Raw genomic sequence first — 25,536 nt, 5'->3', positions numbered from 1 at the left:
GGCCCCGCGGCGGAACGCGGGGCCACGGCGTGCTCAGCTCAGTCGGAAGGTCGCGCGCAGGCGGGCGTTCCGTGATCCCGGCGTGGCCACCGTGAGGCGTCCCGTGTCGTGGGTGACGTAGGACGACGGGTCCGCGAGCAGTCGCAGTGACACCGCGGACTGGTCGGCGAGGCCGGGTACCCGCAGGAAGCCTGCGGCCCGGCCGTAGGCGTCGGTGTCCTCGTACGGATCGATGCGCAGCACCGAGCCGTCGGCCCGGACGTACCGGTCGGGGAAGTTGACCGACCGCAGCGCGACGGTGCCCGCGCCGAGGAAGCCGGGCACGAACCGGAACTGGCTGTCCGCCAGGTCCCGGACGTTGCCGTCCACCCGCATCCGGTACTCGTGGTGACGCACGTAGGTGTTCAAAGAGTCCAAAGGAGACAGACGGCTGATCGGCCCGCCGCTGCCGACCGGGACGCCGAAACTCGGTGTCCCGTCGGAGTTCCAGTGGACCCGCTGCACGCGGGCGTGCCGGTTGGGGTCGAACAGCGGGTCCCCGGTGATGTCGCGGTAGTCGCGGGCGTGGTAGACCATCACGTCGGTCTGCCCGTCCTCGGCGACGGTGAAGCTGTTGTGGCCGGGGCCGTACTGGCCGGTCTCGGCGTTGGTGGCGAAGACCGGGTTCGGGGACTTCGTCCACGACCGCGCGTCGAGCAGGTTGGCGTTCTCGTCGGCGGTGAGCAGGCCCATGCAGTAGCGGGCGTCGGTCGCGCTGGCCGAGAAGGTGACGAACACCCGGCCGTTGCGGATGAGCACCGCGGCGCCCTCGTTGACCCGGAAGCCCTGCACCTCCCACGGCAGCGTGGGCACCGCGATGCGCACCGGGTCACCCTTGATCGCCAGCGGCGAGGCCATCTCGGCGATGTAGAGGTTGGTGTTGGTGTCGATGCCCGGCTCGTGCTGCGCCCACAGGAAGTAGCGCCGTTCGCGGTGGGTGAACGTGGTGGCGTCGAGCATGAAGCTGTCCCACGTCGTCGTGACCTGGTCGCGCAGCACCCAGCCGCTCTCGCGGGGATCGTCCTTCGTGGACTCCAGAACGTAGGTGCGGATGCGGAACGGGTCGTCGGAGTCGCCCGCGGCGAAGTACACGTACCACCGGCCGTCGATGCGGTGCAGCTCCGGCGCCCAGATGTAGCCGCCCATCCGCCCCGACGCCGGACGGCGCCAGATCGTGCGCTCCCGGGCGCTCGCCAGGCCGTCCAGGGTGGAGGCGCCCCGCACGACGATCCGGTCGTACTCCGGGACCGAGCCGGTCAGGTAGTACATGCCGTTCACCGGGTGGGTGACGAACGGGTCGGCGCGCCGCTCGACGAGGGGGTTGCGGGTGGTCAGCCCCGAGCGGTGCCCGGTGGCGGGCGCCGCAGTGGTCGTCGCGGTGGCCGTCGCCGCGGTCGCCATCGGCACGGCGCCCGCCGCGGCGAGCACCCTGCCCGCGCGCAGCAGGGATCGGCGGTCGAGGGAGGTCATCGCTGGCTCCTGTCCTTGATGCGGAGGAACGTCACGGAGTTCGCCGGGAAGGTGTGGGTGAAGGAGTTCGACACCCGGACCCGGGACTCGCGGGGCCGGATCGGCTGGGCGAACTCGGTGTTCATGTCGGTGGGCAGTCCGCTGAGGACGGTGGACCTCGCCCACTCGTCCACCTGGCCGGGGCCGAGGTCGACCCGGGTGCTCGCGGCGGCGTCCTGGGCGTTGACCACCTTGACGATCAGCTCGCCGGTGGCCAGGTCGCGGGTGACCACCTAGCGGAACGGCTCGGCGAGCCGGTCGTCGGTGAACTCGCCCCACTTGGCGCCGTCGACGAACAGCGCCACGTGCCTGCCGCGCACCTCCACGCGCAGGTCGTACTGGCGGCCCGTCTCGATCCGCGTGTCGTCCTCGACCAGGGTCGACTTGGCGCCGCCCTCGGTCTTCTCCACGGCCGAGCGGGTGTTGCCCCAGCCGCCGAGGTTCCACCAGTAGTTGTTGCCGGTGTCCCTGACCCCGAAGGCGATCAGGAAGCCCTCGCGGCCGGACTGCTTGGTGGCCTTGACGGTGAAGGTGTAGTCCTGCCAGGCGGGGTCGCCCGCGGTGACCAGGGTGTTCTCCGCGGCCGCGTCGGACTGGACGTACGCCCCGTCGACCACCGCCCACGACCCGGTCCCAGCCGCCCGCGTCCACCGCTCGTCGGTGCCGCTGAAGTCGTCACTGAACAGGGTGGCGCCGTCGGCGGCGGTGACGGAGACGTCGTCGTAGCTCGCCGCCGTGGCCCATGTGGACAGTCCGATCGCGCCGGAGATCGGCTGCTGCGTCGACGGTGTCGCCGAGGCCGTGCTGGGCACCACCCGGTCGCCGACATTGGTCATGAACAGCTTCTGGACCTCGTAGCTCGCCGAGCCCCAGGAGGCGTGGTTGTTGAACCAGATCATGTCCGGGCGCCACTGCACGTAGTCCTCGTTGGCCAGCAGCGGGGCGTAGGAGGCGAGCTTGACGACGTCGGCGTTGCGCTCGATGCCGGTCATGAACGCCGCCTCGGCCAGCGCGTTGGCGAAGAAGTTGTCCTGCGAGGCGTACTCGCCGAGGAACACCCTGGGGCCCGCGCGGTCGTAGCTGTCGTAGCGGTCGTTGTTCTGCAGGAACCAGCTCGGGCTGTTGTAGTAGTGCTCGTCGACCATCGCCACGCCCGCGTCGCGGTTGAGCCGCCAGAGCCGGTCGAAGACCCCGCCGGTGTCGTCGGGGCCGGAGTTGCCGATGACGACGATGTCGGGGTACCGCGCGGCGATCGCGGCGCGGAACTCGGTGAAGCGGGCGAAGTACTCCTCCGGCAGGTTCTCCTCGTTGCCGACGCCGAGGTGGGTGAGCCCGAACGGCTCGGGGTGGCCCGCCGCGGCGCGCTTGGCGCCCCAGGTCGAGGTGACCGGGCCGTTGGCGTACTCGATCAGGTCCAGGGTGTCCTGGATGTGGCGGCGCAGCAGGGCGGGGTCGTCCGTGGCGCGGTTCTGGCCGCAGCCGGTGACCAGCGCGGGCACCACGGGCAGCGGCATCGCGCCGATGTCCTCGGAGAACTGGAAGTACTCGTGGTAGCCGAGGCCGTAGGACTGGTTGTAGCCCCAGAAGTTGGCGTTCGTGGGCCGCTGCTCGACCGGGCCGATGGTGTCCTTCCACTGGTACGAGCGGCGGCGCTCCCAGTCCGGCGCGCTGTAGTCGTGGTGGCTGCCGGTGTTGACCAGGCAGCCGCCGGGGAAGCGGACGAAGCCCGGCTTCAGCGCGGCGACCTTCTCGGCGAGGTCGCGGCGCAGCCCGTTCGGCCTGCCCTTGAAGGTGTTCCTGGGGAACAGCGAGACCATGTCCAGCGCCAGCGCGCCGGTTCCGGCGCCGCTCAGCGTGAGCCTGCCCGTGCTGGTGGCGGCCTTCGCGCGCAGGACGCCGGTGTGCTTGGCCCAGCCGCCGCGGACCTCGACGCGCAGCGGGTCGGCGAGCGGCCTGCCCGCGGGGTCGGTCAGCGCCACGGTGAGTGCCGCTGCCTGGTCGGCGCGAGCCCAGACGCTGAAGTCGTAGTACTCGCCCTTGGCCAACGCGATACCGGAGTTGTAGCCGGAGTTGATCACCCCGGCGGGCAGGGTGAGCCGCAGGTGGCGGCGGTTGCGCTCGTTGAGCCTGCCGTCGTCGTCGACCACGTCGAGCGCGCCGCCGGTCGGTGCCCAGCCGGTGAGCGGGGTGTAGGCGGCGTTGTCGGCCCGGTCGAACTCGAAGGACCGGTTGCGCACCAGCTCGGCGTACAGACCGCCGTCCGCGGCCTGGTTGATGTCCTCGAAGAAGACGCCGTACATCGTGTCGTCAATGGCGGGACCCGGGCGGGCCCGGTCGACGGTGAGCGTGTAGTCGGCGGGGGCTGCCGAGCCCGCGCCGGGGAAGGCGGCGACCAGGCTGACGGCGGCCAGTGCCGCCGCCGCCATGGCGGGAGTGCGGGGCATGCGTGCTCCTCGTCGGGTCAGCGACGCTGTGCGGCTGATCGCAAAGTGAGCGCTAACATATGACGCCCCCATTGCCCTGTCAACGGCGCAAGTCCTCCTGGTAAATGCTTGACCTGTGCGCTGTTAGCGTTCACTCTGGAACGACCGGAAGGGTCTTTTCGAGCAGCGGTCCCCGCCACCCTGGTCCGATGGCGGGGACCGCATCCACCCGCGTTCGAGCAGGCCGACGCGACCGTCAACAGCGAAGCCGTCGAGCCGTCAGTGCGCGGGGGTGTGGGTGTCGACGGAGAGGCGGATGGTGAAGCCGTCGGCGCCGCGGCTGAGGGTGACGTGGTCGCACAGCTGGTGGGCCAGCCAGAGGCCGAGCCCGCCGGTCTTGGTGGACGAGGCGGGCAGGAGCCCGGCGAAGGGGTCGGCGGGGCCGGGGCCCGAGTCGCTGATGGCCGCGACGACGCGGCTCGGGGCTGTCCAGAGGCGCAGCCGGACCGGGGGGCGGCCGTGGCAGAGGCCGTTGGTCACGGCCTCGCTCACCGCGTAGATCAGGTTCTCGATGGCCTTGTGGTCCAAGGCGGTCCCCTGGGCGGTCTCGCGGACGGCCGTGCGCGCCTCTGAGGGGCTCGGGTTGGTGAGGTCGGTGAGCGGGTGCCCGGCTTCCAGCGGGTCCGCGGCGGGGAGCGGGCGCTGGGCCAGGAACCGGCTCGGGTCCTCGAACCGGGGGTTGGCCAGGAACTCGCCGTTCGCGACGGCGAGGTAGGGGTGGGTGCGGGCCACGTCGGCCAGCACGTCGGCGGGGGTGTCGCGGGTGTCGTAGGGGCACAGCGCCCACAGGGGGAACCCGCCGAAGGCGCGCTCGGCCGCGGCCTCGTAGCGCGCCCAGTCGCCCCACGGCTGGCCGCGGCCGGGATGGGGGACGTCGCCGATGAGGCGGATTCGCCGCGCGCCGCCCTCGACGTGGCCGCTCAGCAGTTTCCGGTACGCGTTGATCGTGCTGGCGGGCCGGTGCCCGTGCTCGTCGCGGTCGGCGAACACCACCGCGGAGACCTCGGGCAGCGCGGTGTGGATCAGCTGCCTGCGCGGCTCGTCAACGGCGACCACGACCGGCTCGCCCGCCTCGACCGCGTCGGCGAGGAAGGGCAGCACGATGGCGAGGAACTCCTCGTCCGAGGCGTACACCGCGGCCGCGTGGACGAAGCTGCCGGGTTCGGCGAGCGGGCTCACCTGTTGACCTCGACCCGCAGCCCCGGCAGGGTGAGGATCGTGCTCAGCCGGGCCGCGGCGCTGTGGGGCGCGCTGCGCAGCACGACCGCGGCGCCCGCCTGCCTGCCCGCGTCGGAGAGCGCGTACAGGCCGCGGTGGTCGACGAACTTCAGTTCGCCCGCCTCCACGACCAGCTCCGGGCCGGGCGCGCGCGCCACCGTGCGCTCCAGCGTCCTGGTGAACAGCGCCGCGCAGGAGAAGTCGATCTCCCCGGCCAGCGCGCAGGTGGCGCCCGGCTCGGCGTAGAGCCGGAACAGGGTCGACCCGGCGCTGGCCAGGGGGTGCAGGCACGCCAGCTCGGCGACCGCGGCCGCGCCCAGCTCGGTGGCGTCGTAGGCGCACAGCGCGGAGACGGGCAGCACGCTCATCCGCTGGTCCATCAGGTACTCGTAGCGGGCGAACGCCGCGCGCTGCGGCGGGGTCCGCACCATCGCCGTGCAGTCGACCACGGCGCGCACGCCCGGGTAGCCCGCGGCGACGGCCCTCCCGGCGGCGGCCACCCGCGAGGCGACCACGGCCTCCGGGGCCACCGGCTCGCCGCGGGCGGTCTCGTAGAACTCCTCGACCGTGGACACCCCCACGCCGCCGCGGTCGGCCACCCCGCCGATCATCGCGCCCAGTTCCGCCCACAGGGCCCGGGGATCGCCGCTGCCGACGTACTCCACCCACTGCCCGGCCGAGAGCGCGTCGGTGATGTACTCCGCCGCCCGCGCGCGGAACTCGGCCCGGTCCCCGAACGCCCAGCACAGGTGCCCGTGGGGGACGAGGCCGCGCGCCGAGTCGACGATCCTGTTCACCCGCATCACGGCCGATCGTACGCCCAGGTACTCCAGTCGGCCCATCGCGACGGGCGGTGCTACACGGTCGCGAACTGCCTGCCCCGAACGGGCGCGAGCCGGACCGCGGGCACGGCAGGGCCGGTGGCGGGCACGCGCAGGAGTTGGGCGATGGTCACCAGTTGCAGCGCGAACATGATGCGCTGGAACAGCCCGCTCATCCGCTGGACCTCCTCGGGCAGCACCCCGAAGTGACTGGTCAGGAACACCACCAGTAGCAGCGCCGTCCCGAAGGCCGTGCGGCGGAGCCACCGGCTGACGCCGCCGGACCCGCTCAGGTGCGCGGCCACGAGCAGCGCCGCGATCGGGACGCAGACGAAGGCCACGCCCGCGGCGTAGCGGTGGATCTCCGCGGACAGGGTCAGCGGCCCGGTCTTGTTCGTCGGGAACAGCGCCACCAGCAGGCAGCACACCGCCGCCAGTCCCAGCGCCAACCGCGGCAGGCCACGGGAGGGCACCGCGGTGCCCCACAGGCCGATCAGCACCCCGACGCCGCCGACGGCCATCCCCACCACGCTCGCGCCGAACATCCAGCCGTACCCGTCGACGAAGACGTAACCCGACAGCGGCGACTCGATCGGATTTATCTGTCCACTCGCGACAAGGTGCAGCCCGGCCATGAACACGGCCGACAGCACCAGCCCGGTGAACCCCAGCGCCACGCCCATCGCACGAGGTGTCCGCGCGCCCCCATGATTGGTCACACCGCAACGGTGTCGGAATCAGCGGGGCCGAGACATCCGGGAAGCACCCGATCCCGGCAGGGGGTTGTCCCTACCCCTGGGCCCGCTGGTCGCTGGTGTCCTGGCGGACCTGCCGGGTCTGGTCGGTGATCGTGGTGATCCGCGTCGCCAGGGCGGGGTGGCTCGCGCGCAGGAACGGCGCGGCCTCGGCGAGGGGGGCGAGGAGGGCGGCCGGGTCGTCCTCGCCGAGGGCGTTGTGGACGTCGGCGACGCTGCGCCTGGCCTTGCCGGTGAGGCCGTCGACGGCGGCGACCTGGCCCGCGAGGCCGCGCAGGGCGGCGGAGTTGCGCTGGGCCCAGTCGTTGACGGCGCGGGCGCCCGCGCGGCGGTCGCGTTCGGCGCGGACCCGCCGCTCGCCGGAGTCGTGCTCGGCGTCGGGCCGCAGGCGCAGGTAGCGGCGCTCGGCCGCCTGCCTGCTGGTGACGCCCAGGGCGGGCGCGAGCCGGGCCCAGCTCACCCCGAGGTCGCGGGCGGCGGCGATCAGCCGGGGTTCGAGGTCACCAAGCTCCGAACGCAAGTGCCGCAACAGGATCAGCGCGGAGATGACGTGCGCGGAGTCCGGCGGGCCGCCCGCGACCTCGTGGAGCAGTTCCATGGGATCGACGGCGCCGTAGTGCTCGCTGAGGTCATCCCGCGCCGTCTCGTGCTCATCGGGCACCGTGGGCCTCCTTGTCATCGATCCGATGACATCTGACTTGTCATCGTTGTGATGACATGCTACAACAGAGGTGTGCGGCATTGACACCCGACAGTGAAACAGGAGGTGCACGATGTTGATGCGCACTGACCCCTTCAGGGAGCTGGACCGGATCACCCAGCAGGTGTTCGGCAACCAGGGCACGTGGTCCAAGCCGACGGCGATGCCGATGGACGCCTACCGCCACGGTGACGAGTACGTCGTCTCCTTCGACCTGCCCGGGGTCGCCCCGGACGCGATCGAGCTCGACGTCGAGCGCAACGTGCTGACGGTCAAGGCCGAGCGGCGGCCGAGCGCCACCGGCGAGGGCGTCGAGATGCAGGTGGCGGAGCGGCCCCTCGGCGTCTTCTCCCGCCAGCTCTTCCTCGGCGACACCCTCGACGCCGACAACATCAAGGCCAGTTGCGACAACGGGGTGCTGACGCTGCGCATCCCCGTCGCCGAGCGGGCGAAGCCGCGCCGGATCGCCGTCACCGGCGAGCGCAAGCAGATCGACGCCTGACCACCCGCTTCGGCCGGGCCGCCGCGCCCGGCCGACGCCCGGCCTGGACCTGACATGACCCTCACCATCCCCACCGGCGCCGACCTCGTCCTCGAACAGGGCCTGCGCGGCTACCTGGCCGCGGTCGGCGCCCGCCTGGGCGTCGGCCTGGAGTCCTGCGCCGTCGACCTCGGCCCGCCGCTGTCGGCGTACCTGGCCCTCGACCACCGGTTGCCGGGCCACCCCGACCGTGACACCGCCCTGCTCTGGGACGAACGCCACGGTTGGTCGGCCGCGGTCGAGACCCACTCCGGCGAGGACCTCATCGTCGTCGCCTACCTCGGCCCGGACCCGGTTCCGCACCCCGACACGGTGGCCCGCTTCGTCACCGCCCTGCGCGGCGGCCACCGCGGCCGGACGGAACCGCCCCCACACGCAGGTGACTTGGCGGACCGGCTCACGCCCTACCGAGCCCCCGCGCTGTGGTGATCAGCGCTGTGGTGATCAGGCGCCCCGCCCGCCCGCTTGGCTTGCCACGGCCTGTGCCCCTCCAGCTCGACTAGGGTGTGGCCGGTGAGCAGCATCCAGGAGCGCCTGTACCCGACGCTGCCGTGCTTCGGCTGCGGCCACGGCAACCCCAACGGGCTGCGGTTGCGCAGTTACCCCGACGCCGATGGGGCGGTCACGGCGTCCTTCATGCCCTGGCCGGAGCACGACAACGGCCTCGGGTTCCTCAACGGCGGCATCGCCTGCACGGTCATGGACTGCCACAGCGCCGCCGCCGTGATGCTGGAGGCCGAGCGGCAGGGGTGGAAACCGCTCGGCGACGCCGCGCTGTCCTACGTCACCGCGGGGCTGGACGTCCGCTACCTGCGGCCCTCACCGCTGCGTGAACCGGTGCGGTTGCGTGCCGTCGTGCGTGAGGCGTCGGAAGCGCAGATGACGGTGGAGGTATCGCTCAACTGGGACGGCAAGCCCCGCGCCGAGGCGACCGCCCTGTGGAAGCGCTGGCGCCCCCGCCCCTGACCGTCCCCCCCGCCCCGCCCCTGACTGTCCCCGTCACCGACTGCCCCGCCGCTGAGTGTCCCCGTCACTGAGTGTCCACAGTGGCTACTGGCCGCGCCCGGTGCGCTCCTGCAGCTCGTCGATCAGCCGCGACGCCTCGACCTTCGTCAGCTCGTCCGGGACGTCTTGGCCCGCTTCCTGGGCCAGGGTCTGCAGGTACGACCGCTGGGGCCCGGTCATCGGCTCGTCGCCGGTGACCCAGTCCGACGGGTCCTTCTCCGGGCTCGGGGTCACCTCCCGGCCTTGCTCGCTCATCGCGTTCCTCCTCGGTCGAACGTGGGTTCGATCCTAAGTCGCCCGTCGGGACCCCGCAGGGCGGAGGCGAGTTCGGCCCCGGCCTTGCCGCGGGCACCCGTGGACCGGCGATGATGGGACCGGACGCAGAGCCGCGTGGTCAGGAGGCGCCGCATGGGAGGGCAGTCCTCGACGCGGCGGGTGGTCAGCCCGGAGGACGTGGTCGGCGGGGCGTGCCGGTTCTTCCTGCGCAACGCGACGCTGGACATGGCCGGGCTCGCGGCCAGCATGGCGATCAGCCGGGCCACCCTGTACCGGGTGGTGCACAGCCGCGACGGCCTGCTCGGGGACGTGCTCTGGCGGCTGGGCGAGCGGTTGCTGACGACCGCGCGCAAGCGGCGGACCCACGACGGCGTCGACGGGGTCCTGGAGGTCACCCGGGACTACGTCGACCACCTGCACGCCGCGGCGCCGTTCCCGGCCTTCCTGCGCGCGGAGCCCGACACCGCCGCGCGGGTGCTGTTCAACGCCGCGGGCGGCGTGCACCCGCGCGCCGTGCAGGCGCAGAAGGAGATCCTGGTCGAGACCGGGGTCGGCGCGCGGTGGTCGGCGGCCACCATGGACCAGGCGGCCTTCCTCTACGTCCGCATCATCGAGTCCGCCCTGTACGCCGAGCTGCTGAGCAGCCGCAGGCTCGACCTCGGGGTGGCCGAGCGGGCGGCCCGCGCGGTGCTCGACCTGCCCGGCTGAGCGGTCCGTGCGACGGCGGTCTCACGCTTGCGCCAGGTTCTGGTGCCCGCCGACGGCCCGCGGATACGTTCGGCGGACGGCAAACATCAGCACGGCGGGAGCCTTCATGACACTCATCCGGGCCGCGGCGGTCGCCACCGCCCTGGCACTGCTACCGATGCAGGCCACGGCGGCCGCGCAGGAGACCGGCGGGCCGATCCCGGGCACGGTGCCGGGCGACCGCCTCGCCGAGCGCGTCGAGGACACCTACCCCTTCTTCTCCACGCCCGTCGACCTCGCCGCGCTCGGCTACGTCGAGGAGGAGTTCTACCTCTCCGGCGCCGCCGACGGGTGGTCCACCAGCGGTGTCCAGGTCGCCACGGACGTGCCGTACAGGACCCGGGTCGTCGTGCGCCGCCCCGCCGATCCCCACCGCTACAACGGGACCGCGCTGGTCGAGTGGCAGAACGTCACCGCGGGGTACGACCTCGACGCCCTGTGGAACGCCGAGGCGATCACCAGGGCCGGGTACGCCTGGGTCGGCGTCTCGGCGCAGCGCGTCGGCGTGAACCAGCTCCGCGAGTGGAGCCCGGCCCGCTACGGGGGTCTCGACGTGACCGGCGGCGGCCGGTTCACCGGGGACGAGCTGTCCTACGACATCTTCACCCAGGCCGGGCGCGCGGCCGGCTCGATGATGGGCCGCCTGCGGACGCGGACCCTGCTGGCCATCGGCGCGTCGCAGTCCGCGGCGCGGATGACCGTGCTCTACGACAGCGTCCTGCCGCAGATGGAGCCGGTGTTCGACGGGTACGCCTTCATCGTCGGCACCGCGCCGACGCGGGTGGGCGCCGAACCGGTCTTCCAGGTGATGTCCGAGACCGACGTCCGCACCGCCCGGCGACCGGCCGACACCGACCAGTTCCGCCGCTGGGAGGTCGCGGGCGCGGCGCACTCCGGCCACGAGGGACAGCTCTACCGCGCGCCGATCTCCGAGCGCGACCTCGGCGGCGCCCCAGTCTACCAGTGCGACCTGCCGCCGTTCAGCCGGGTGCCGATGCACCACGTCACCGCCGCCGCCTACGACCACCTGCGCCGCTGGGTCGAGCGGGGCACGCCGCCGCCGGTCGCCGAGCCGCTGCGGTTCGAGGCCGACGGCGTCACCAAGGTGCGCGACGAGCTGGGCCTGGCGCTCGGCGGCATCCGGCTCTCGCAGGTGTCGGTGCCCAGGGCGCTGAACACCGGGGACAACAGCGGCGAGTCGTTCTGCCGCCTGTTCGGCTCCCACCAGCCCTTCGACGAGCGCGAGCTGGCGGAGCTGTACCCGGTGCCGGGCCGCTACGTCGCCTCGGTCGTGCACGCCGACCTCGCCAACGTCCGGGCCGGGTACCTGCTGCCCGCCGACGCCAAGGCCAACCGGCGCGACGCCGTCGCCGAGATCTCCGGGAGGTAGAGGATGCCCAGGTTCGCCCGATCGGCCGCGCTGTCGGTCCTGGTGGCGCTGACCGTGCCGGTGGTCCCCGCGCAGGCGGGCGGGGACGTGCCGGTGGTCTTCGTGCACGGCCAGCAGGGCTCGGCCCAGCAGTGGCAGTCCACGGCCAAGCGGTTCTCCGTCAACGGCTACAGCGACTCCCGGTTGCACGCGTTCGAGTACGACACCACGATCCCGACCAACGACCACGCGGTCGCCGCCCTCGACGCGTTCATCGACGGTGTCCGCGCCCGGACCGGCGCGGCCGAGGTCGATGTCATCGCGCACTCGCGCGGCACGACGGTCATGCACACCTACCTGGCCGCGCCCGAGCGGGCCGCCGAGGTGCGCCGCTACGTCAACGTCGACGGGCGATCGAGCGCGTCCCCGCCCGGCGGTGTCCCGACGCTGGCGCTGTGGGGCAGCCTGCAGCCCGGCGGGTCCATCGGCGGCGCGACGAACGTGCACCTGACCCACCTCGGCCACACCGAGGCGACGACGTCGGCGGAGAGCTTCGGCCACGTCCACGCCTTCCTGCGCGGCAGGCCGCCGGTCACCACCGCCGTGCTGCCCGAACCGCCGGGCCGCGTCGAGATCGCGGGCCGGGCGGTGCTGTTCCCCCAGAACACCGGGGTCGACGCGCGGCTGGAGGTGTGGGAGGTCGACGCGCGGACCGGCGCCCGCCAGTGGCGCAGGCACAGCCTGGCGGTGTCCGGGGACGGCGCGTTCGGTCCGCTGAAGGTCAACGGCCGCAAGCACCACGAGCTGACCCTGACCCGGGCGGGCGAGCTGAACTACCACTACTACTTCGAGCCCTTCGAGCGCACCGACCGCTTCCTGCGCCTGCAGGTCTCCGGTCCGGGCGGGATCGGCGACCACGTCGACCGCTGCGCGGGCCACACCGCCATCACCGTGACCCGCAACCGGGAGTGGCGCGCGGGCGAGGACCGGCTGGAGTTCAACGGCACCGACGTGATGGCCCCGGCCATCGCCCCGGTCGCCCGCCAGATCATCGCCGCCTTCGCCTTCGACGACGGCTGCGACACCGCGAGCACCCTGGCCGCCCCGCCGTTCCCGTTCGCCGCGCTGCCCTTCCTCACCGCCGCGGACCTGTACCTCCCCGCCGAGCCCGGGGGCACGGTCTCGGTCGTGCAGACCCCCCGCGGCGCGGGCGCCACGACCAGGACGATCGCGGTCCCCTCCTGGCCGTCGGACGCGCACGCGATCACGGTGCAGTTCAAGGACTACGTCGACCTCAAGTTCGGCGGCGGGCACTGATCACCGGCGCCTGAGGTCCACCACGGACGAACGCCCCTGAAGTCCACGGACTTCGGGGGCGCTCTGCGTGCGGGCTTACGACACGTTCGGCTGTGGTGAGGCGTACATCGACACACGGCCCCCGCGGCAGCGGCTTGGGGGAGGCCACGCGGGACCGGTCCTCTGCGGGGAAGGGCTTTGCGGTGGCGCCGGGGTGACCGGCGCCATCAGGGCAAGCTGTTCAGTTCGTCGTGCCACGGAGTTCGGTGTTGAGCTGGCGGGCTTCGTGGAGCTGGTCCTCGAGCGTGACGATGCGGCAGGCGGCGTCGAGGCCGGTGCCCTGGCTGACCAGTTCCCGCACGCGGGCGGCCATGCGCAGCTGGGCCCGGGAGTAGCGGCGGTGGCCGCCCGCGGAGCGCTGGGGTTGGATCAGGTTGGCTTCGTCCAGGCTGCGGAGGAAGCCCGGCGTCGTGCCCAGCATCTCCGCGGCGCGGCCCATGGTGTAGGCCGGGTAGTGCTCGTCATCGAACATGTCGGCGGCAGCCGCCGCCGGTTCACGTTGATCAGGAACCATCGCACCTCCGCATTACGAGGGGCCCGGTGCCGAACGGCACCGGGCCCCAGGGTTTGGGTACATCACTGTTACCGGCTTCGGGGCCGGTGTTTCATGTCCGCGTCCGCCCGAAAGGCGGAACGTGCGGGGATCGCTGATGTGTAACCGAAGACCACCTTCCAATCCGATGGAACCGCGGTACCCGTCCGGCGTGCCGGCACGGGCGATCCAATGACGTAGCCCTTCCCTTCTCTCTTGGGACTTCCACTTACCGGACATCATGACTACCACCTCGCCGGAACCCCGTGCACTGATCGGTCCCAGCAAGCCTGGCGTCGCTGGCCATCCGGTCGGAGCCCGTCTTACTGATCGGCTCCGACGTCCTTGACCTTTGCTCTCCTGTTCACGGTGCGGACGCGAGATCCCCATTCGCACCGTGTGATCTCACTTCGCAGGCAGTTCCGTCATCTCCTGCGCCCGTTCGACCTTGTCTCTGTCTCAACACCTAGAACACTACACACAGCGGCCGCAGCATGTCTACCCCCACGGGGATAGATTTTTTCCTGCTTGCCCAACCCGACGGCGTCAGCACTGCCGACCTGGGGTGGAGCTGCCACAGTGGGGTGGTGACCCGGTTCCGCGCGCACGCCCCTCCCGCCGAGGTCGCTCGCGTCCTGGGCGAGGTCGCCGAGCTGCTGGAAGCCCGGTGGGACCGCGTGCCCGACCTGTCGCCCTCACCGCTGTCGCCCTCCCAGCTGCGGGCGATGTTCGTCCTGGAGCGGGCCGCGGGCAGCAACCTCACCGCGCTCGCCGAGGCGCTCGACGTCACCCCGCCGTCGATGAGCAGGTTGTGCGACCGCCTGCAGGCGGCGGGGTACATCGAGCGCACCCAGAGCCCCAGCAGCCGCCGTGAGGTCGACCTCCGGCTCAGCGAGCGCGGCCACGCCTACCTCGACGTCCTGCGCGGCAAGCGCCAGGAGTCGCTGCGCGAGGCGATCGAGGCCCTGCCGGGCGACGCGCGGGTCGCCCTCCTCGACGGGCTCCTGCCGCTGCGGGACGCGATCGAGCCGAGCGCGCAGGTCAGCGCCGTCGGCCGGGAGCCCAGCCAGAGCGCCTGAGCGGCGGTCATCACGCGCGAAGGCTTGACCTTGGCTAAAATTTGTCAACCTGAAACTGTTGGCAACCCTTCGGGAGGAACGTGGTGACCACCGATGAGGCCGCCGTGCGGGAACTGCTAGCCGGGGTGGTGGCCGACGACGACACCCGGATCGCCCGCGAGTGGGTCGGCCACCAGGTGGAGCACGGATTCCCCCGGTCGCAGGCGGGGGAGCGGGAGCTGCTGGTCGAGGCGGCCGGGCTGCTCCAGGTCCTGCGCGAGGCACTGGCCAGTGAGCACGCCGCCGAACAACTGGCGCACCGGCACGCGCCGCTCCACGAGGCCGTGGTCCGCATGTCCGCGCAGCGCGCCCGCAACGCCTCGACGCCGAGCGGCACGGCCATGTCGATCCTGGCGCTCAAGGACGTGCTGCTCGACGCCGTGCGCCGCCGCGACGACGACCCCGGCGTCCTGCTGGCCACCGCCCTGCTGGTCAACCGCCTGCTCGACGCGGCGGGGGTGCTGACCTTCCAGAGCTACGTCGAGGGCCGCGAGGACATCATCCGGGCCCAGCACCGGCAGATGCTGGAGCTGTCCACCCCGGTGGTGCTGCTCTGGCACCAGGTGCTGGCCGTGCCGCTCATCGGCACGCTCGACAGCACGCGCACGCAGGTGGTCATGAACAGCCTCCTGGAGGGAATCCAGGACAACGAGGCGCGCGTGGCCATCATCGACATCACCGGCGTGTCCACAGTCGACACCGTGGTGGCGCAGCACCTGATGCAGACCGTCGCCGCCGTGCGCCTCATGGGCGCGGAATGCCTGATCAGCGGCATCCGCCCGACGATCGCGCAGACGATCACGCAGCTGGGCATCGACCTGTCCACCATCATCACCCGCAGCACCCTCGCCGACGCCCTGGTCGAGGCGATACGGCTCATCGGCGACGTCAGAGGACGGGAGCTGCTGCGGGAGAAGGTCAGTCGATGACCCTGGCGTCCCCAGCCGGGTTGCCGATCCTCCGGCTGGGCGACATCCTGCTGACCGGGCTGCTCAACGACCTCGATGACAAGACGGCGCTGCTGTTCACCGAGGAGCTGACCGGCCGCATCGCCGCCGACGCCGCCACCGGGGTCGTCATCGACATCTCGCGGCTGGAGATCATCGACTCCTTCGTCGCCCGGGTGCTGACCGAACTGGCCACCATCGGCAGGCTGCTCGGCGCGGTGATGATCGTGGCGGGCATGCGCCCGGCGGTCGCCATCACGCTGACCGGCCTCGGGCTCGACCTCAAGGGCGTGCACACCGCGCTGAACGCCGAACAGGCCATGGCGCGATTGGGGTGGCGCCGCGCTGACCCCCCACCAGAGGCGTGGTCCGATGCTGACCGATAGCCCGGCAGAGGTGGAGACCACCGCGCGCGGCAGGCACCACCCGATCCGCACCGAGCACGACCTGCTGGCCACCAGGCACGCCGTGCGCGCCGCCGCGGTGGCCGCGGGGTTCAACCTGGTCGACCAGACCAAGATCGTGACCGCGGCCAGCGAACTGGTGCGCAACGCCTACATCCACGGCGGCGGCGGGGCGCTCACCATCACCCCGCTCGCCGACCGGCACGGCAAACCGGGCCTGCGCCTGGTGGTCACCGATCACGGCCCGGGAATCCCCGACGTCGAGGCCGCGCTCACCGACGGGTTCAGCACCAGCGCCGGGCTCGGCCACGGCCTGGGCGGCACCCGGCGGCTGGTCGACGAGTTCGCCATCGACACCGAGGTGGACAGGGGCACCACCGTCACGGTCACCAGATGGGCGTTATGAACGACACCGCCACGGTGCGGACCAGGCAGATCACCGTCGACCACGTGAGCGCGGTGCACGCCGCCGCGCAGGCCGCGCGGGCCGTCGCGCTGGAGGTGGGGCTGCCCGCCGCGCTGCCCGACAAGGCCGCGGTGATCGCCTCGGAGCTGGCCAGCAACCTCGACAAGCACGCCGAGTCCGGCGCCCTCTACGTCCACCCGCTGCTCACCGGCGCGGGAATGGAGATCATCGCCGTGGACCGGGGGCCAGGCATGGCACACCTCGACCTGTGCCTGACCGACGGCCACACCACCACGGGCACCCTCGGCGCAGGCCTCGGCGCCATCCGCCGGATGGCGGGGGAGTTCCTGATCCACACCGCCCCCGGGGCGGGCACCCTCGTCAGCGCGCGCCTGCCCGCGCCCGAGCAGCCGCTCGTGAGCCTCGGGCACCTGTGCCTGCCCGCCGACGGGGAGGACACCAGCGGCGACTCCGTGGCCGCCGCGGCGACCGCGGACGGGTGCACGCTCCTGGTCGTCGACGCCCTCGGGCACGGTCCGGACGCGGCGTGGACCGCCGACGTCGCCACCGAGGTGTTCCACCGGGACCCGGACCGGCCGCTGGAGGCGATGTTCGCCGACCTGCACCGGATGCTGCGCCACACCCGCGGCGCCGTCGCCGCGGCGCTCAGGGTCCGGTCGGGGCGCGCCGAGTTCCTCGGCGTCGGCAACATCAGCGCGGTCGTGGTCGGCGCCACCGGTCCCCGGCACCTGCTGAGCCAGCCCGGCGTGCTCGGGCTGCGCCCGACCAACCCCGTGCGCACGGAACTCACCATGGGCCAGGACGACACCGTCGTCCTGCACACCGACGGCATCGATGCCCGCTGGGTGCTGTCCACCGTCGGCGGACCGATCCTGCCCGCCCCGCTGCTGGCCGCCCACCTCGTCCACCACCACCGCGTCCCTCGGGACGACGCGGGCGTCCTCGTCGTCCAGCCCGCGCAGGTCCACCACTGATGACCCCCGATGTCGTCGCGACCCCGTACCCCTGCGCCCGGCTCGGGGAGCTGCGCGCGCGCATCCGGGCCGCCTGCGACCGGCACGGCGTCGCCCTGGAGACCCGGGCCCGGCTCGTGCTGGCCGCCACCGTGCTCGCCCGGCCCGTGCTCGACGCGGGCGGCTCGGTCATGGTCGCCACCGAGGTGCCCACGGCGCCCGAGGAAGCCGGGCTGCTGCACATCGACCTGACCGCGCCCGGCGAGGGGTTCCCCGAGGCCGCCTTCGACGCCCTGCCCCTGCCCGGCGAGCGCACCACGCCGAACACCGCCGCCTGGCGCGTGCCGCACGACCCCGGCCTGGCCCGGTCCGAGGCCACCGGGGACGAGGACGCCGCCGAGCTGGAGCTGGGCGCGGTGCTCGCCCGCTCCGACGAACTCGACCGCGAGCACCGCGAGCTCAAGCACGAGATCGCCGAGACCAACAGCGGCGTGCTCGCGATGTACGTCCAGCTGGAGGAGCGCGACCAGCAGCTCCGCCAGGCGCACGCGGTGATCTTCCGTGAACTGGAGGACGCGCTGCGCACGCCGCCGCCCGCGATCGCCGGTGTGGACCTCGCCGTGCACTACGTCCCCGCTGGCTCGCAGGCGCCCACCGGCGGCGACCTCTACGACTGGTTCGTGCTGCCCGACGGGTCACTGCACATCACCATCGTCGACGCCGTCGGCCACGGGGTCACCTGCACGCGCAGCGCCCTCTACGTCATCCACACCGTGCGGACCCTGGCCCTGGAGGGCCACCGGCTTGATGCCCTGATCGGGCGGACGGCCCGGGTGCTCGGCGTCGTCGACCCCGACCTCATGGCCACCGTCCAGCTCATCCGCCACTGCCCGTCGACGGCGACGCTGCACCTGGTCAACGGCGGCCACCCGCCACCGCTGCTGGTCCGCGCCGACGGCGAGACGGCCTACCTGACCGCGCTCGGGCGCGGTGTCGGCTTCCCCGAGCCGGGCAGCACCGAGGTCGTGACCGCGCACCTGCCCCCCGACGACCTGCTCCTGCTCTACACCGACGGCCTCACCGAGAGCCGCCGCCGACCCGACGAGGACGAGGTCCGCCTGGCCCGCCTCGCCGCGCGCCACCGGCGCCGCCCGACGAAGGACATCCCGGCCACGCTGGTCGGCGAGATGCACAACGACGTCATCCACCTCGACGACACCCTCGTCATCGCCTTGCGCCCCACCCGAGGCTGAGCACGCGCCACCTCGTGCCGCTTTCAGCGGGGCCAGGGCAGCTACATCTGGGGCTACGGCAGCAACTCCGGGGCCGGTGGCGGGAGCGCGACCATCGAGATCCAGCGGGAGCGCTGGTGGGGGTGGGAGACGCTCGTCTCGCACACGTTCTACGGCTCCGGCTACAACCAGTACATCTCGTACAACTGCTCCGGCACCGGGATCTACAACTATCGGACCTACATCTACTCGGAGAACGGTTCCGGCCAGCTGCCGTCGACCAAGACCTCGAACGTGATCCGCGAAAGCTGCTGAGTCCCCGCCGCTGCCCCGCCAGGCACTCCCACGCCTGGCGGGGCAGCGCTCCGTCCGGATCAGGACAGGCTGGTCGCCACCAACAGTGGAATCAGCTGCTCATCCGCGGTGAGGGAACCGTGGTGGCCGATGAGCGCGCTCGCCCTGGGCTCGACCACCGACCGCACGACGGCGGAGGATTCGCGGCAGGCGACCACCACGTCGCCGATCCTCGGGCGGACGTGCTTTGCGACTCGGGGACCGAACCAGCCCGCGCCGACCGCCTCGTCCCGGGAGAGGACCCAGGCGCGCTCGCCGAGTACTTCCGCCCAGCCGGCCCGGACATCCCCGGCGGCCCCGGCGCGGGTGTAGACATGTCGCACGCGTGCCTCTCCGCCGAGCAGTCGGACGCCTTCCTGGAGACGGGTTTCGCTGTCGAAGTCGACGCGGTCGCCTGCGTTGACCTCCACCATGCCGTGGTCGGCTGTGACCACCAGTGCCGCGCCCCTGGGCAGGTTCTCGGCGATGCGCTCGGCGAGTCTGTCGACAAAGGACAGTTGGTGGCGCCACGGTTCGCTCCCCGGGCCGAAGGCGTGGCCGAGGGAGTCGAGGTCGGCGTGGTAGGTGTAGCAGAGGAGGCGGTCCCGCTCGCGCAGCGCCGCGATGGTGCCGCCGAGCAGGTCGCCGAGGGCGTGGGTGCCGCGGAACCGGCCGCCGCGCAGGACCGCGCGGGTCAGGCCGCTGGTTTCCTGTTCCCCGGGCGCCACCAGCCGCACGGCCACCCCCGCGTCGGCGGCGCGCTCGAATGCCGTGCGGCTGGGCTGCACCACTTCGGGCACGAGGACGTCGCGCAGATCGACGTGCTCCGCCACCGCGTGCCGGTGCCACCGCAGAGCGTTGAGCAGTTCGTCGTTCCCCGGGCCCGCGGCGAAGGAGTAGCCGACGATGCCGTGCTCGCCCGCGGGCATGCCCGTCGCCAGCGCGGCGAGGCTGGTCGCGGTGGTCGCCGGGAAGCCCGCGGTGATCGGGGAACCGCCCGCTGCCAGCGAGGCCAGGAACGGGGCGTCGGAGGCGTGCTCGCGCAGTAGCCGCCAGCCCAGCCCGTCCACCAGCAGCACGCACACCCGCGACGGCCCCGCCAGCCCGAGCACGTCCGACATCCCTGGCACGTCGAGCCCGGCCAGCAGCGACGGAACCACATCGGCCAGCGTGCCGACCCCGTACTTCGGTACCAGCGGGTCCATGCCTCCGCACTCTACTGCCCTGTCTCGCAAAAGCAGTCCGATCACCAGTGGCGCGGGCACAGCGGCTGACCGCGGTCTCGACTGAATCCGGGCCACCGGCCGAACTATGATCCGCTCTCGGGCTTTTCGAGATCCGTGGAGAAACGCATGAGTGATGTGGGCTTTGGCGCAGGCAAAGTGGTTGTGAACAGGGCGATGTCGCTGGACGGCTTCATCGCCGGGCCTGGCCACGAGATGGGCTGGATCGCCGAGCACCTGGCCGCGGACGCGTTCCCGGAGGTCATGGCGGCCACGGGTGCCATGCTCGTCGGCCGGGGCACCTACGAGGTCGCCAAGGGTATGCGTTCGGCCAGTCAGGAAACCACCTACGACGGGGGAGCGCAGTTCGTCCTCACCCACGAGCCTCCCGCCGAGCCGGACCCCTCCGTCACGTTCCTCACCTGTGGACTGGAGGAAGCCGTCGCCACGGCACGCGGCGCCGCGGGTGACAAGAACGTGGAGGTCCTCGGCGCCGACGTGGCCGCCCAGTGCCTGCGACGCGGGCTCGTCGACGAGGTCCTGGTGTACGTCGTGCCGGTGTTGCTCGGCGACGGTGTCCGGTTCTCGCCTCCCGACCTCGGCCGGATCGACCTGGAACCCTTCGGCAACACCCAGTCGGGCGCCGTCACGATGCTCCGCTTCCGCGTCCGGAAGTAGGCGCGACACCCCACCGGCCCGCGCGCCGGACGGGCGGCCCAGTCGTTGCGGGGACTGGGCCGCCCTTGGTCCGCGGTGCCGGTCGGGGTCTCCAGCCCCTCGCGGTGTGCGGAGTTCAGCGGTCTATGCCGTGCTCCACATCGGAAACACCACCTAGGGCAGGGTCCACCTCTGGTTGGCCCCGGTGTGGCAGTCCCAGAGGTGCAGTGCGGTGCCGTCGGCGCTGCTGTTGCCGGAGACGTCCAGGCAGCGGCCCGACTGCGGGTTGCGCACGGTGCCGTTGGACTGCGGCTGCCACTGCTGAGCGCCACTGCCGTTGCACGTCCACAGCCAGGTCGGGGTTCCGTTGGTGGTCCCGCCGTTGCGGACGTCCAGGCACTTGCCCAGCGCCCGGATGGAGCCGTCGCCGGGCAGGGTCCACCGCTGGGCGCCGCTGCCGTTGCAGGTCCAGAGCTGGATCTTGGTGCCGTCGGCGGTGTTGGACCCGCTGACGTCCATGCACTTGCCCGCCAGGCCCTTGATCTCACCGGTCCGGGCGCCGCCGCCGAGTTCCTTGACGCGGATGTTGCGGAAGGACGCGTCGTCGCCGTTGCCGTGGTTCTGGATGCCGACGTGGCCCTGCAGCAGGCTCTTGGCCGGGTTGGTGTTGGTGTAGTCGTTGACCTTCACCCCGTTGAGGAACACCTGCAGCCGCTCACCCTCGACCAGGAGCTCGAAGGTGTTCCACTCGCCGGGCGGGTTGAGCGCGGCGTCGCGGGCGGGGATGTCGGCGGCCTTGAACCCGTACACCGAGCCGGTGGTGCGGTCGGGGGAGTCGGTGGCATCGATCTGGATCTCATAGCCGTTGTTCACCGCCGAGAACGGGTCGCTGCTCGGCGGGAAGCCGATGAAGACACCGGAGTTGTCGTCGCCCGCGAGCCGCCAGTCCATCTTCAGCGAGTACGACTGGAACTCCTTCGCCGAGTACCACAGCATCCCCATCCCGCCGAACGACGTCAGCGTGCCGTCGGCCACGGTGAAGCCGCCGGGCCCGGCCTGGCTCCAGCCGGAGGTGTTGGTGCCGTTGAAGATGGAGGTGTAGCCGTTCTCCGGCCTGCAGTCGGCGTCGGTCATGCCCGCCCCGTAGCGGATGCCGCCGAGCAGGTGCGCGCGGAAGCCCTGGTCCGCGTAGGACTGCTCGGTGTGCCCGCCCGCGGTGTACCAGGACCGCCCGCCCTGGTAGGTCTTGCACCAGGTGATGGGGTGATCGCCCATGTTGCCGCCGGAGTACGTGCCCTCGTCCAGCCTGGCCAGCACCTTCGCGGTCGAGCGCGGGTTGGCCTGGAAGTTGTACCACTCGTCGGTGCGCACCCAGTTGTTGCCCAGGTGCGAGGTGGAGGCGTGCGCGCGGTCCTCCACGCGCACCGTCGCCTGCTGGATCGCCGGGTGCGAGTGGAAGTAGGCGCCCACCAGGCCGCCGTAGAACGGCCAGCTGTACTCGGTGTCGGAGGCCGAGTGCACGCCGACGTACCCGCCGCCGGACTTCACGTAGGTCTCGAAGGCGCCCTGCTGGCTGTCGTTGAGCACGTCGCCGGTGGTCAGCAGGAAGATCACGGCCTTGTACTGCGACAGGTTGCCCGTGCTGAAGGCCGCGCCGTCCTCGGTGGCGTCGACCGAGAAGTTGTTGGCGGCGCCCAGATCGCGGATCGCCTGGATGCCGTTGGGGATGGACGAGTGCCGGAAGCCCGCGGTCTTGGAGAAGACCAGCACCTTGTAGGCCGGGTCGGCCGCCGTCGCCGTGCCCGGCGCCATCGTGAGGATCACCGCCGCGGACGCGGCCAGTGCCACGAAGGCGGATCGTAGTCGGGACATCGCTGAGTTCCTTCCGTAACGCATCAGGGCAGGGTCCACTTCTGGTTGGCTCCTGTGTGGCAGTCCCAGATGTGCAGTGCGGTGCCGTCGGCGCTGCTGTTGCCGGAGGCGTCCAGGCAGCGGCCGGACTGGGGGTTCCTCAGGGTGCCGTCGGACTGCGGCACCCACTGCTGGGCACCGCCGCCGTTGCAGGTCCACAACCACGTCGGGGTTCCGTTGGCGGTCCCGCCGTTGCTGACGTCCATGCACTTGCCCAGGGCACGGACCGTGTTGTCCGCGCCGAGGGCCCAGCTCTGGGCGTTGGTGCTGTTGCAGGTCCAGAGCTGGATCTTCGTCCCGTCCGCGGTGTTGGACCCGCTGACGTCGACGCACTTGCCGCCGAGACCGGTGATCTGGCCGCTGCGGGCGCCGGTGGTGAAGGTGAAGTCGTCGACGTCGAACAGCGAGCCCGCGCCGCCCTTGAACACCAGGACCAGCGCCGTGGTGCCCGCGGGCTGGTTGGACAGCGCGGCGGTGACGTTGGTGAACGTCTCCCAGCCGCCGGTCGCCGGGACCGCCACCGAGCCGAGCAGGGCGCCGGTGGCGGACCCGGCCCGCACCTCCAGCGAGCCGCCCGCACCGCCGGAGGAGACCCGCGCCGTCAACGACGTCGCGTTGCTGAGCACATAGGGCTCGACCCTGATCCAGTCCCCGTTGTCGATGTAGCCCACGGTCTTGCCGCCGTGCGCGGGGGCGTGGTCGACGACCTGGACGCCGCTGGCCGAGCTGAAGTGCTCCGCCTGCCGGGTCTTGGGCTGGGTGATGTGCTGGGTGTGGGTGGTGATGCCGCCGGAGTCGGTGTACTCGGCGTCCCAGACCCCGAAGATGTTGGCGTTCGGGTCGTGCTCGCCGTCGGTCGGGGTCTGCAGGACGCCGGAGCAGCCGGTCTTCTCGGTCAGCTTGTGGCCGTGCGAGTCGTGCCCGAGGATGTAGCTCAGCTTGACGTTGGCGCAGTTGATCGCGCCGTCCTCGGGGTCGCTCACGGTGATCTGGAACGGCACGGCGTCACCGAAGGCGAACAGCTGGCCGTTGCGCGGCAGGTCGAGCCGCACTGTCGGCGCGGTGTTGCCGACAGTGATCTGGACGCTCGCGCTGGCGGTCTTCCCGGTGCTGTCGCGCACGGTGAGCGTGGCGGTGCGGGCGCCGTTGGTGGTGTAGGTGTGCGAGGGGTTCGCCGCGGTCGAGGTGCCGCCGTCGCCGAAGGTCCAGGAGTAGGTGAGCGCGTCGCCGTCGGGGTCGGAGGAGCCCGCCGAGGAGAAGGCGACCGTCAGCGGCGCCTGCCCGGTGGTCTTGTCCGCGCTCGCCTTCGCGATCGGCGCCAGGCCGTCGGCGGTGTACTCGATGCGGTACAGCGCGGAGTTCGCGTCCCCGGTGAACCAGCCGGTGCCGTAGTCCAGGACGTAGAGCGCGCCGTCCGGGCCGAAGGCGGAGTCCATCACCTGGGTCCCGCTCCAGGGGAAGGGGTTGATGGCCCCGGGTGAGCCGTCGGCGTTGACGCTGATGTCCTTGATCCAGCGCCTGCCGAACTCGGTGGCGAAGAAGTGCCCGTCGGCGGACTGGGGGAACTTGACCGAGGAGGCGAGGTTGGGGTTGTACCGGTAGACCGGCCCGCCCATGGGTGACTCGCTGCCGCAGCCGAACGCGGCGACGGAGCAGCCGTCGTACTTGATCCAGGACGACTTGGCCGCGGGCAGGGTCTGCCTGCCGGTGTTGCGCGGGGAGTTGTTGACCGCCCCGGTGGCGCAGGCGAACTTCCCGCCCGAGGCCCCGGTGGCGAAGTTGTGGTCGTTGTAGGTCTCGCTGGTGGTGTTCGTCCCCGTGCAGTACGGCCAGCCGTAGAAGCCGGGGGCGGTGATCCGGTTGAACTCCACCTGCCCGGCCGGGCCGCGGGTGGCGCTGGTCGAGCCCGCGTCCGGGCCGTAGTCGCCGAGGTAGACCGCGCCCGTGGCCTTGTCGATGTTGAACCGGAACGGGTTGCGGAAGCCCATCGCGTAGATCTCCGCCCGGGCGCCCGCCGTGCCGGGGGCGAACATGTTGCCCGCCGGGATCGAGTAGCCGCCGTCGGCGTTGACCTTGATCCGCAGGAGCTTCCCGCGCAGGTCGTTGGTGTTGGCGCTGCTGCGCTGCGCGTCGAAGGCCGGGTTGCGGTTGGCGCGCTCGTCGTGGGGGCTGTAGCCGTCGGAGGCGAAGGGGTTGGTGTCGTCGCCGGTGCTCAGGTACAGGTTGCCCGCGGCGTCGAAGTCGATGTCGCCGCCGACGTGGCAGCAGATGCCGCGGTCGGCGGGCACGTCGAGGACGGGCTTCTCGCTGGCGAGGTTGAGCGTGCCGTCGGCGTTGAGCACGAACCGCGACAGCCGGTTCACCCCGACCCAGGCGGAGAAGTTCGTCCCGTCGGAGGGCGCGTCGCCGCTCGGGGTGGAGAGTTTGGGCGCGTAGTAGAGGAAGACGTGGCGGTTGGCCGCGAAGTTGGGGTCGGCGGCGATGCCCTGCAGCCCTTCCTCGTCGTGGTTGTAGACGGGGATCGTGCCGGAGACCTTGGTGTTGCCCGCGGCGTCGGTGATGCGGACCGTCCCGTCCCGGGAGGTGTGCAGCACCGCGCGGTTGGGCAGCACCGTCATGGACATCGGCTCGCCCATCTCGGCGGCGCCGCGGGCGAGGGTGACCTGCTGGTACGAGGGCGCCGCCGCGGCGGCCGGGGTGTCGCCAGTGGACAGGGCCACCACCGAGCCCGCGACGGCGAGCACGGCGGCCGAACTCAGGCGGGTCAGGGCGCGAGGGGACCTCAGCATGGCGCGTCTTCCTTCCAGACTGCGTTGTCTGACCGGAGCGGGTACCGGGGTGAGTGCGCCCGAAAGTAGAGGACTTTCGAAGGTCAGAGGAATGACTTTCGCTGGATCGGCCTAAAGTTTGGTTCTGGCAGACGAACGTGTTGACCACTTGATGCCCTGTTCGGCGTAGTCGAATGGGATGGATGGCCGGA

Annotated in this window: 25 protein-coding genes; 13 read left to right on the top strand and 12 right to left on the bottom strand. The window is 71.9% G+C overall.

The annotated features are described in order from the left end of the window. Positions 1–33 precede the first annotated feature (33 nt). From ACTG9Q_RS23090 to ACTG9Q_RS23060, 7 genes are all read right to left on the bottom strand, one after another. A complete protein-coding gene (locus tag ACTG9Q_RS23090) occupies positions 34–1,509 on the bottom strand; it encodes a family 43 glycosylhydrolase (protein ID WP_455574944.1) in 1,476 nt (491 codons plus the stop codon). Then, positions 1,506–1,781, bottom strand: a complete 276-nt coding sequence (locus ACTG9Q_RS23085) for a hypothetical protein (protein WP_455574943.1) — start codon at positions 1,779–1,781, stop codon at positions 1,506–1,508. Before ACTG9Q_RS23085 ends, ACTG9Q_RS23090 begins: the two co-directional genes overlap by 4 nt. Continuing rightward, complete coding sequence (locus ACTG9Q_RS23080; RefSeq protein ID WP_455574942.1) at positions 1,782–3,992, bottom strand: alpha-L-arabinofuranosidase C-terminal domain-containing protein; 2,211 nt, start codon at positions 3,990–3,992, stop codon at positions 1,782–1,784. It lies immediately after the preceding gene. A 258-nt stretch (positions 3,993–4,250) separates the two neighbouring features. Beyond that, positions 4,251–5,210, bottom strand: a complete 960-nt coding sequence (locus ACTG9Q_RS23075; RefSeq protein ID WP_455574941.1) for an anti-sigma factor RsbA family regulatory protein — start codon at positions 5,208–5,210, stop codon at positions 4,251–4,253. Continuing rightward, positions 5,207–6,052, bottom strand: a complete 846-nt coding sequence (locus tag ACTG9Q_RS23070) for an MEDS domain-containing protein (RefSeq protein WP_455574940.1) — start codon at positions 6,050–6,052, stop codon at positions 5,207–5,209. Before ACTG9Q_RS23070 ends, ACTG9Q_RS23075 begins: the two co-directional genes overlap by 4 nt. A gap of 53 nt (positions 6,053–6,105) precedes the next feature. Beyond that, positions 6,106–6,789: a DUF998 domain-containing protein gene (locus ACTG9Q_RS23065; RefSeq protein WP_455574939.1), complete on the bottom strand. Its 684-nt coding sequence runs from the start codon at positions 6,787–6,789 to the stop codon at positions 6,106–6,108. Positions 6,790–6,859: 70 nt separating this feature from the next. Then, positions 6,860–7,486: an HSP18 transcriptional regulator gene (locus tag ACTG9Q_RS23060; protein WP_455574938.1), complete on the bottom strand. Its 627-nt coding sequence runs from the start codon at positions 7,484–7,486 to the stop codon at positions 6,860–6,862. Between the two features lie 112 nt (positions 7,487–7,598). Here ACTG9Q_RS23060 and ACTG9Q_RS23055 point away from each other — a divergent pair, with 112 nt between their 5' ends. The 3 genes from ACTG9Q_RS23055 (at position 7,599) to ACTG9Q_RS23045 (ending at position 9,032) form a co-directional block, all read left to right on the top strand. Beyond that, on the top strand, positions 7,599–8,027 hold the full coding sequence (locus ACTG9Q_RS23055) for an Hsp20/alpha crystallin family protein (protein ID WP_455574937.1): 429 nt from the start codon (positions 7,599–7,601) through the stop codon (positions 8,025–8,027). A 54-nt stretch (positions 8,028–8,081) separates the two neighbouring features. Next, complete coding sequence (locus tag ACTG9Q_RS23050; protein WP_455574936.1) at positions 8,082–8,495, top strand: DUF6292 family protein; 414 nt, start codon at positions 8,082–8,084, stop codon at positions 8,493–8,495. A gap of 84 nt (positions 8,496–8,579) precedes the next feature. Continuing rightward, positions 8,580–9,032: a PaaI family thioesterase gene (locus ACTG9Q_RS23045; protein WP_455574935.1), complete on the top strand. Its 453-nt coding sequence runs from the start codon at positions 8,580–8,582 to the stop codon at positions 9,030–9,032. An 84-nt stretch (positions 9,033–9,116) separates the two neighbouring features. Here the strand turns inward: ACTG9Q_RS23045 and ACTG9Q_RS23040 are convergent, their stop codons facing one another. Beyond that, complete coding sequence (locus tag ACTG9Q_RS23040; protein ID WP_455574934.1) at positions 9,117–9,326, bottom strand: DUF3072 domain-containing protein; 210 nt, start codon at positions 9,324–9,326, stop codon at positions 9,117–9,119. Between the two features lie 153 nt (positions 9,327–9,479). Between ACTG9Q_RS23040 and ACTG9Q_RS23035 the strand changes: the two genes are divergently transcribed. The 3 genes from ACTG9Q_RS23035 (at position 9,480) to ACTG9Q_RS23025 (ending at position 12,780) form a co-directional block, all read left to right on the top strand. Further along, positions 9,480–10,055 carry a QsdR family transcriptional regulator gene (locus ACTG9Q_RS23035; protein WP_455574933.1) on the top strand — a complete coding sequence of 192 codons (576 nt, stop codon included), beginning with the start codon at positions 9,480–9,482 and terminating at the stop codon, positions 10,053–10,055. A gap of 106 nt (positions 10,056–10,161) precedes the next feature. Further along, positions 10,162–11,484: an alpha/beta hydrolase domain-containing protein gene (locus ACTG9Q_RS23030; protein WP_455574932.1), complete on the top strand. Its 1,323-nt coding sequence runs from the start codon at positions 10,162–10,164 to the stop codon at positions 11,482–11,484. Positions 11,485–11,487: 3 nt separating this feature from the next. After that, entirely contained in the window at positions 11,488–12,780 is a 1,293-nt protein-coding gene (locus ACTG9Q_RS23025) for a hypothetical protein (RefSeq protein ID WP_455574931.1), read from the top strand. 220 nt (positions 12,781–13,000) lie between these two features. Here the strand turns inward: ACTG9Q_RS23025 and ACTG9Q_RS23020 are convergent, their stop codons facing one another. After that, positions 13,001–13,333: a MerR family transcriptional regulator gene (locus ACTG9Q_RS23020; RefSeq protein WP_455574930.1), complete on the bottom strand. Its 333-nt coding sequence runs from the start codon at positions 13,331–13,333 to the stop codon at positions 13,001–13,003. A 605-nt stretch (positions 13,334–13,938) separates the two neighbouring features. On the opposite strand from ACTG9Q_RS23020, the gene ACTG9Q_RS23015 reads away from it, so the two are divergent. The 6 genes from ACTG9Q_RS23015 to ACTG9Q_RS22990 all read left to right on the top strand — a co-directional run bounded on the left by ACTG9Q_RS23015 (position 13,939) and on the right by ACTG9Q_RS22990 (position 18,453). Further along, on the top strand, positions 13,939–14,430 hold the full coding sequence (locus tag ACTG9Q_RS23015) for a MarR family winged helix-turn-helix transcriptional regulator (RefSeq protein WP_455574929.1): 492 nt from the start codon (positions 13,939–13,941) through the stop codon (positions 14,428–14,430). Between the two features lie 83 nt (positions 14,431–14,513). Next, on the top strand, positions 14,514–15,398 hold the full coding sequence (locus ACTG9Q_RS23010; protein ID WP_455574928.1) for an STAS domain-containing protein: 885 nt from the start codon (positions 14,514–14,516) through the stop codon (positions 15,396–15,398). Further along, on the top strand, positions 15,395–15,802 hold the full coding sequence (locus ACTG9Q_RS23005) for an STAS domain-containing protein (RefSeq protein WP_455574927.1): 408 nt from the start codon (positions 15,395–15,397) through the stop codon (positions 15,800–15,802). Before ACTG9Q_RS23010 ends, ACTG9Q_RS23005 begins: the two co-directional genes overlap by 4 nt. Then, positions 15,789–16,226 (top strand): anti-sigma regulatory factor, encoded by a 438-nt coding sequence (locus ACTG9Q_RS23000; RefSeq protein ID WP_455574926.1) that lies wholly within the window; start codon positions 15,789–15,791, stop codon positions 16,224–16,226. Before ACTG9Q_RS23005 ends, ACTG9Q_RS23000 begins: the two co-directional genes overlap by 14 nt. Further along, positions 16,214–17,221 (top strand): SpoIIE family protein phosphatase, encoded by a 1,008-nt coding sequence (locus tag ACTG9Q_RS22995; RefSeq protein ID WP_455574925.1) that lies wholly within the window; start codon positions 16,214–16,216, stop codon positions 17,219–17,221. The genes ACTG9Q_RS23000 and ACTG9Q_RS22995 overlap by 13 nt, the downstream gene beginning before the upstream one ends. After that, positions 17,221–18,453, top strand: coding sequence for a PP2C family protein-serine/threonine phosphatase (locus ACTG9Q_RS22990; RefSeq protein ID WP_455574924.1), 1,233 nt, complete (start codon positions 17,221–17,223; stop codon positions 18,451–18,453). The genes ACTG9Q_RS22995 and ACTG9Q_RS22990 overlap by 1 nt, the downstream gene beginning before the upstream one ends. A gap of 353 nt (positions 18,454–18,806) precedes the next feature. Here ACTG9Q_RS22990 and ACTG9Q_RS22985 read toward each other — a convergent pair whose 3' ends face one another. Then, positions 18,807–19,970 carry an alkaline phosphatase family protein gene (locus ACTG9Q_RS22985; RefSeq protein ID WP_455574923.1) on the bottom strand — a complete coding sequence of 388 codons (1,164 nt, stop codon included), beginning with the start codon at positions 19,968–19,970 and terminating at the stop codon, positions 18,807–18,809. 147 nt (positions 19,971–20,117) lie between these two features. Between ACTG9Q_RS22985 and ACTG9Q_RS22980 the strand changes: the two genes are divergently transcribed. Continuing rightward, positions 20,118–20,666: a dihydrofolate reductase family protein gene (locus ACTG9Q_RS22980; RefSeq protein WP_455574922.1), complete on the top strand. Its 549-nt coding sequence runs from the start codon at positions 20,118–20,120 to the stop codon at positions 20,664–20,666. A 153-nt stretch (positions 20,667–20,819) separates the two neighbouring features. Here ACTG9Q_RS22980 and ACTG9Q_RS22975 read toward each other — a convergent pair whose 3' ends face one another. Together ACTG9Q_RS22975 and ACTG9Q_RS22970 are read right to left on the bottom strand one after the other, a co-directional pair. Beyond that, complete coding sequence (locus ACTG9Q_RS22975; RefSeq protein WP_455574921.1) at positions 20,820–22,517, bottom strand: ThuA domain-containing protein; 1,698 nt, start codon at positions 22,515–22,517, stop codon at positions 20,820–20,822. Between the two features lie 23 nt (positions 22,518–22,540). After that, positions 22,541–25,345, bottom strand: a complete 2,805-nt coding sequence (locus tag ACTG9Q_RS22970) for a carbohydrate-binding protein (protein ID WP_455574920.1) — start codon at positions 25,343–25,345, stop codon at positions 22,541–22,543. Positions 25,346–25,536 lie beyond the last annotated feature (191 nt).

It is taken from the genome of Actinokineospora lacus, from assembly GCF_053813445.1.
Note: the sequence above shows the minus strand (reverse complement) of the source record. Positions and strands in the feature narration are given on the sequence as shown.

Bases quoted from the DNA above. Each gene is read 5' to 3' on its own strand.
- ACTG9Q_RS23080 (WP_455574942.1), bottom strand. From the start codon at position 3,992: ATGCCCCGCACTCCCGCCATGGCGGCGGCGGCACTGGCCGCCGTCAGC.
- ACTG9Q_RS23025 (WP_455574931.1), top strand. From the start codon at position 11,488: ATGCCCAGGTTCGCCCGATCGGCCGCGCTGTCGGTCCTGGTGGCGCTG.
- ACTG9Q_RS22985 (WP_455574923.1), bottom strand. From the start codon at position 19,970: ATGGACCCGCTGGTACCGAAGTACGGGGTCGGCACGCTGGCCGATGTG.
- ACTG9Q_RS22980 (WP_455574922.1), top strand. From the start codon at position 20,118: ATGAGTGATGTGGGCTTTGGCGCAGGCAAAGTGGTTGTGAACAGGGCG.
- ACTG9Q_RS23090 (WP_455574944.1), bottom strand. From the start codon at position 1,509: ATGACCTCCCTCGACCGCCGATCCCTGCTGCGCGCGGGCAGGGTGCTC.
- ACTG9Q_RS23040 (WP_455574934.1), bottom strand. From the start codon at position 9,326: ATGAGCGAGCAAGGCCGGGAGGTGACCCCGAGCCCGGAGAAGGACCCG.
- ACTG9Q_RS23035 (WP_455574933.1), top strand. From the start codon at position 9,480: ATGGGAGGGCAGTCCTCGACGCGGCGGGTGGTCAGCCCGGAGGACGTG.
- ACTG9Q_RS23005 (WP_455574927.1), top strand. From the start codon at position 15,395: ATGACCCTGGCGTCCCCAGCCGGGTTGCCGATCCTCCGGCTGGGCGAC.
- ACTG9Q_RS23020 (WP_455574930.1), bottom strand. From the start codon at position 13,333: ATGGTTCCTGATCAACGTGAACCGGCGGCGGCTGCCGCCGACATGTTC.
- ACTG9Q_RS22975 (WP_455574921.1), bottom strand. From the start codon at position 22,517: ATGTCCCGACTACGATCCGCCTTCGTGGCACTGGCCGCGTCCGCGGCG.
- ACTG9Q_RS23050 (WP_455574936.1), top strand. From the start codon at position 8,082: ATGACCCTCACCATCCCCACCGGCGCCGACCTCGTCCTCGAACAGGGC.
- ACTG9Q_RS22995 (WP_455574925.1), top strand. From the start codon at position 16,214: ATGGGCGTTATGAACGACACCGCCACGGTGCGGACCAGGCAGATCACC.
- ACTG9Q_RS23030 (WP_455574932.1), top strand. From the start codon at position 10,162: ATGACACTCATCCGGGCCGCGGCGGTCGCCACCGCCCTGGCACTGCTA.
- ACTG9Q_RS22970 (WP_455574920.1), bottom strand. From the start codon at position 25,345: ATGCTGAGGTCCCCTCGCGCCCTGACCCGCCTGAGTTCGGCCGCCGTG.
- ACTG9Q_RS23000 (WP_455574926.1), top strand. From the start codon at position 15,789: ATGCTGACCGATAGCCCGGCAGAGGTGGAGACCACCGCGCGCGGCAGG.
- ACTG9Q_RS23070 (WP_455574940.1), bottom strand. From the start codon at position 6,052: ATGCGGGTGAACAGGATCGTCGACTCGGCGCGCGGCCTCGTCCCCCAC.
- ACTG9Q_RS22990 (WP_455574924.1), top strand. From the start codon at position 17,221: ATGACCCCCGATGTCGTCGCGACCCCGTACCCCTGCGCCCGGCTCGGG.
- ACTG9Q_RS23055 (WP_455574937.1), top strand. From the start codon at position 7,599: ATGTTGATGCGCACTGACCCCTTCAGGGAGCTGGACCGGATCACCCAG.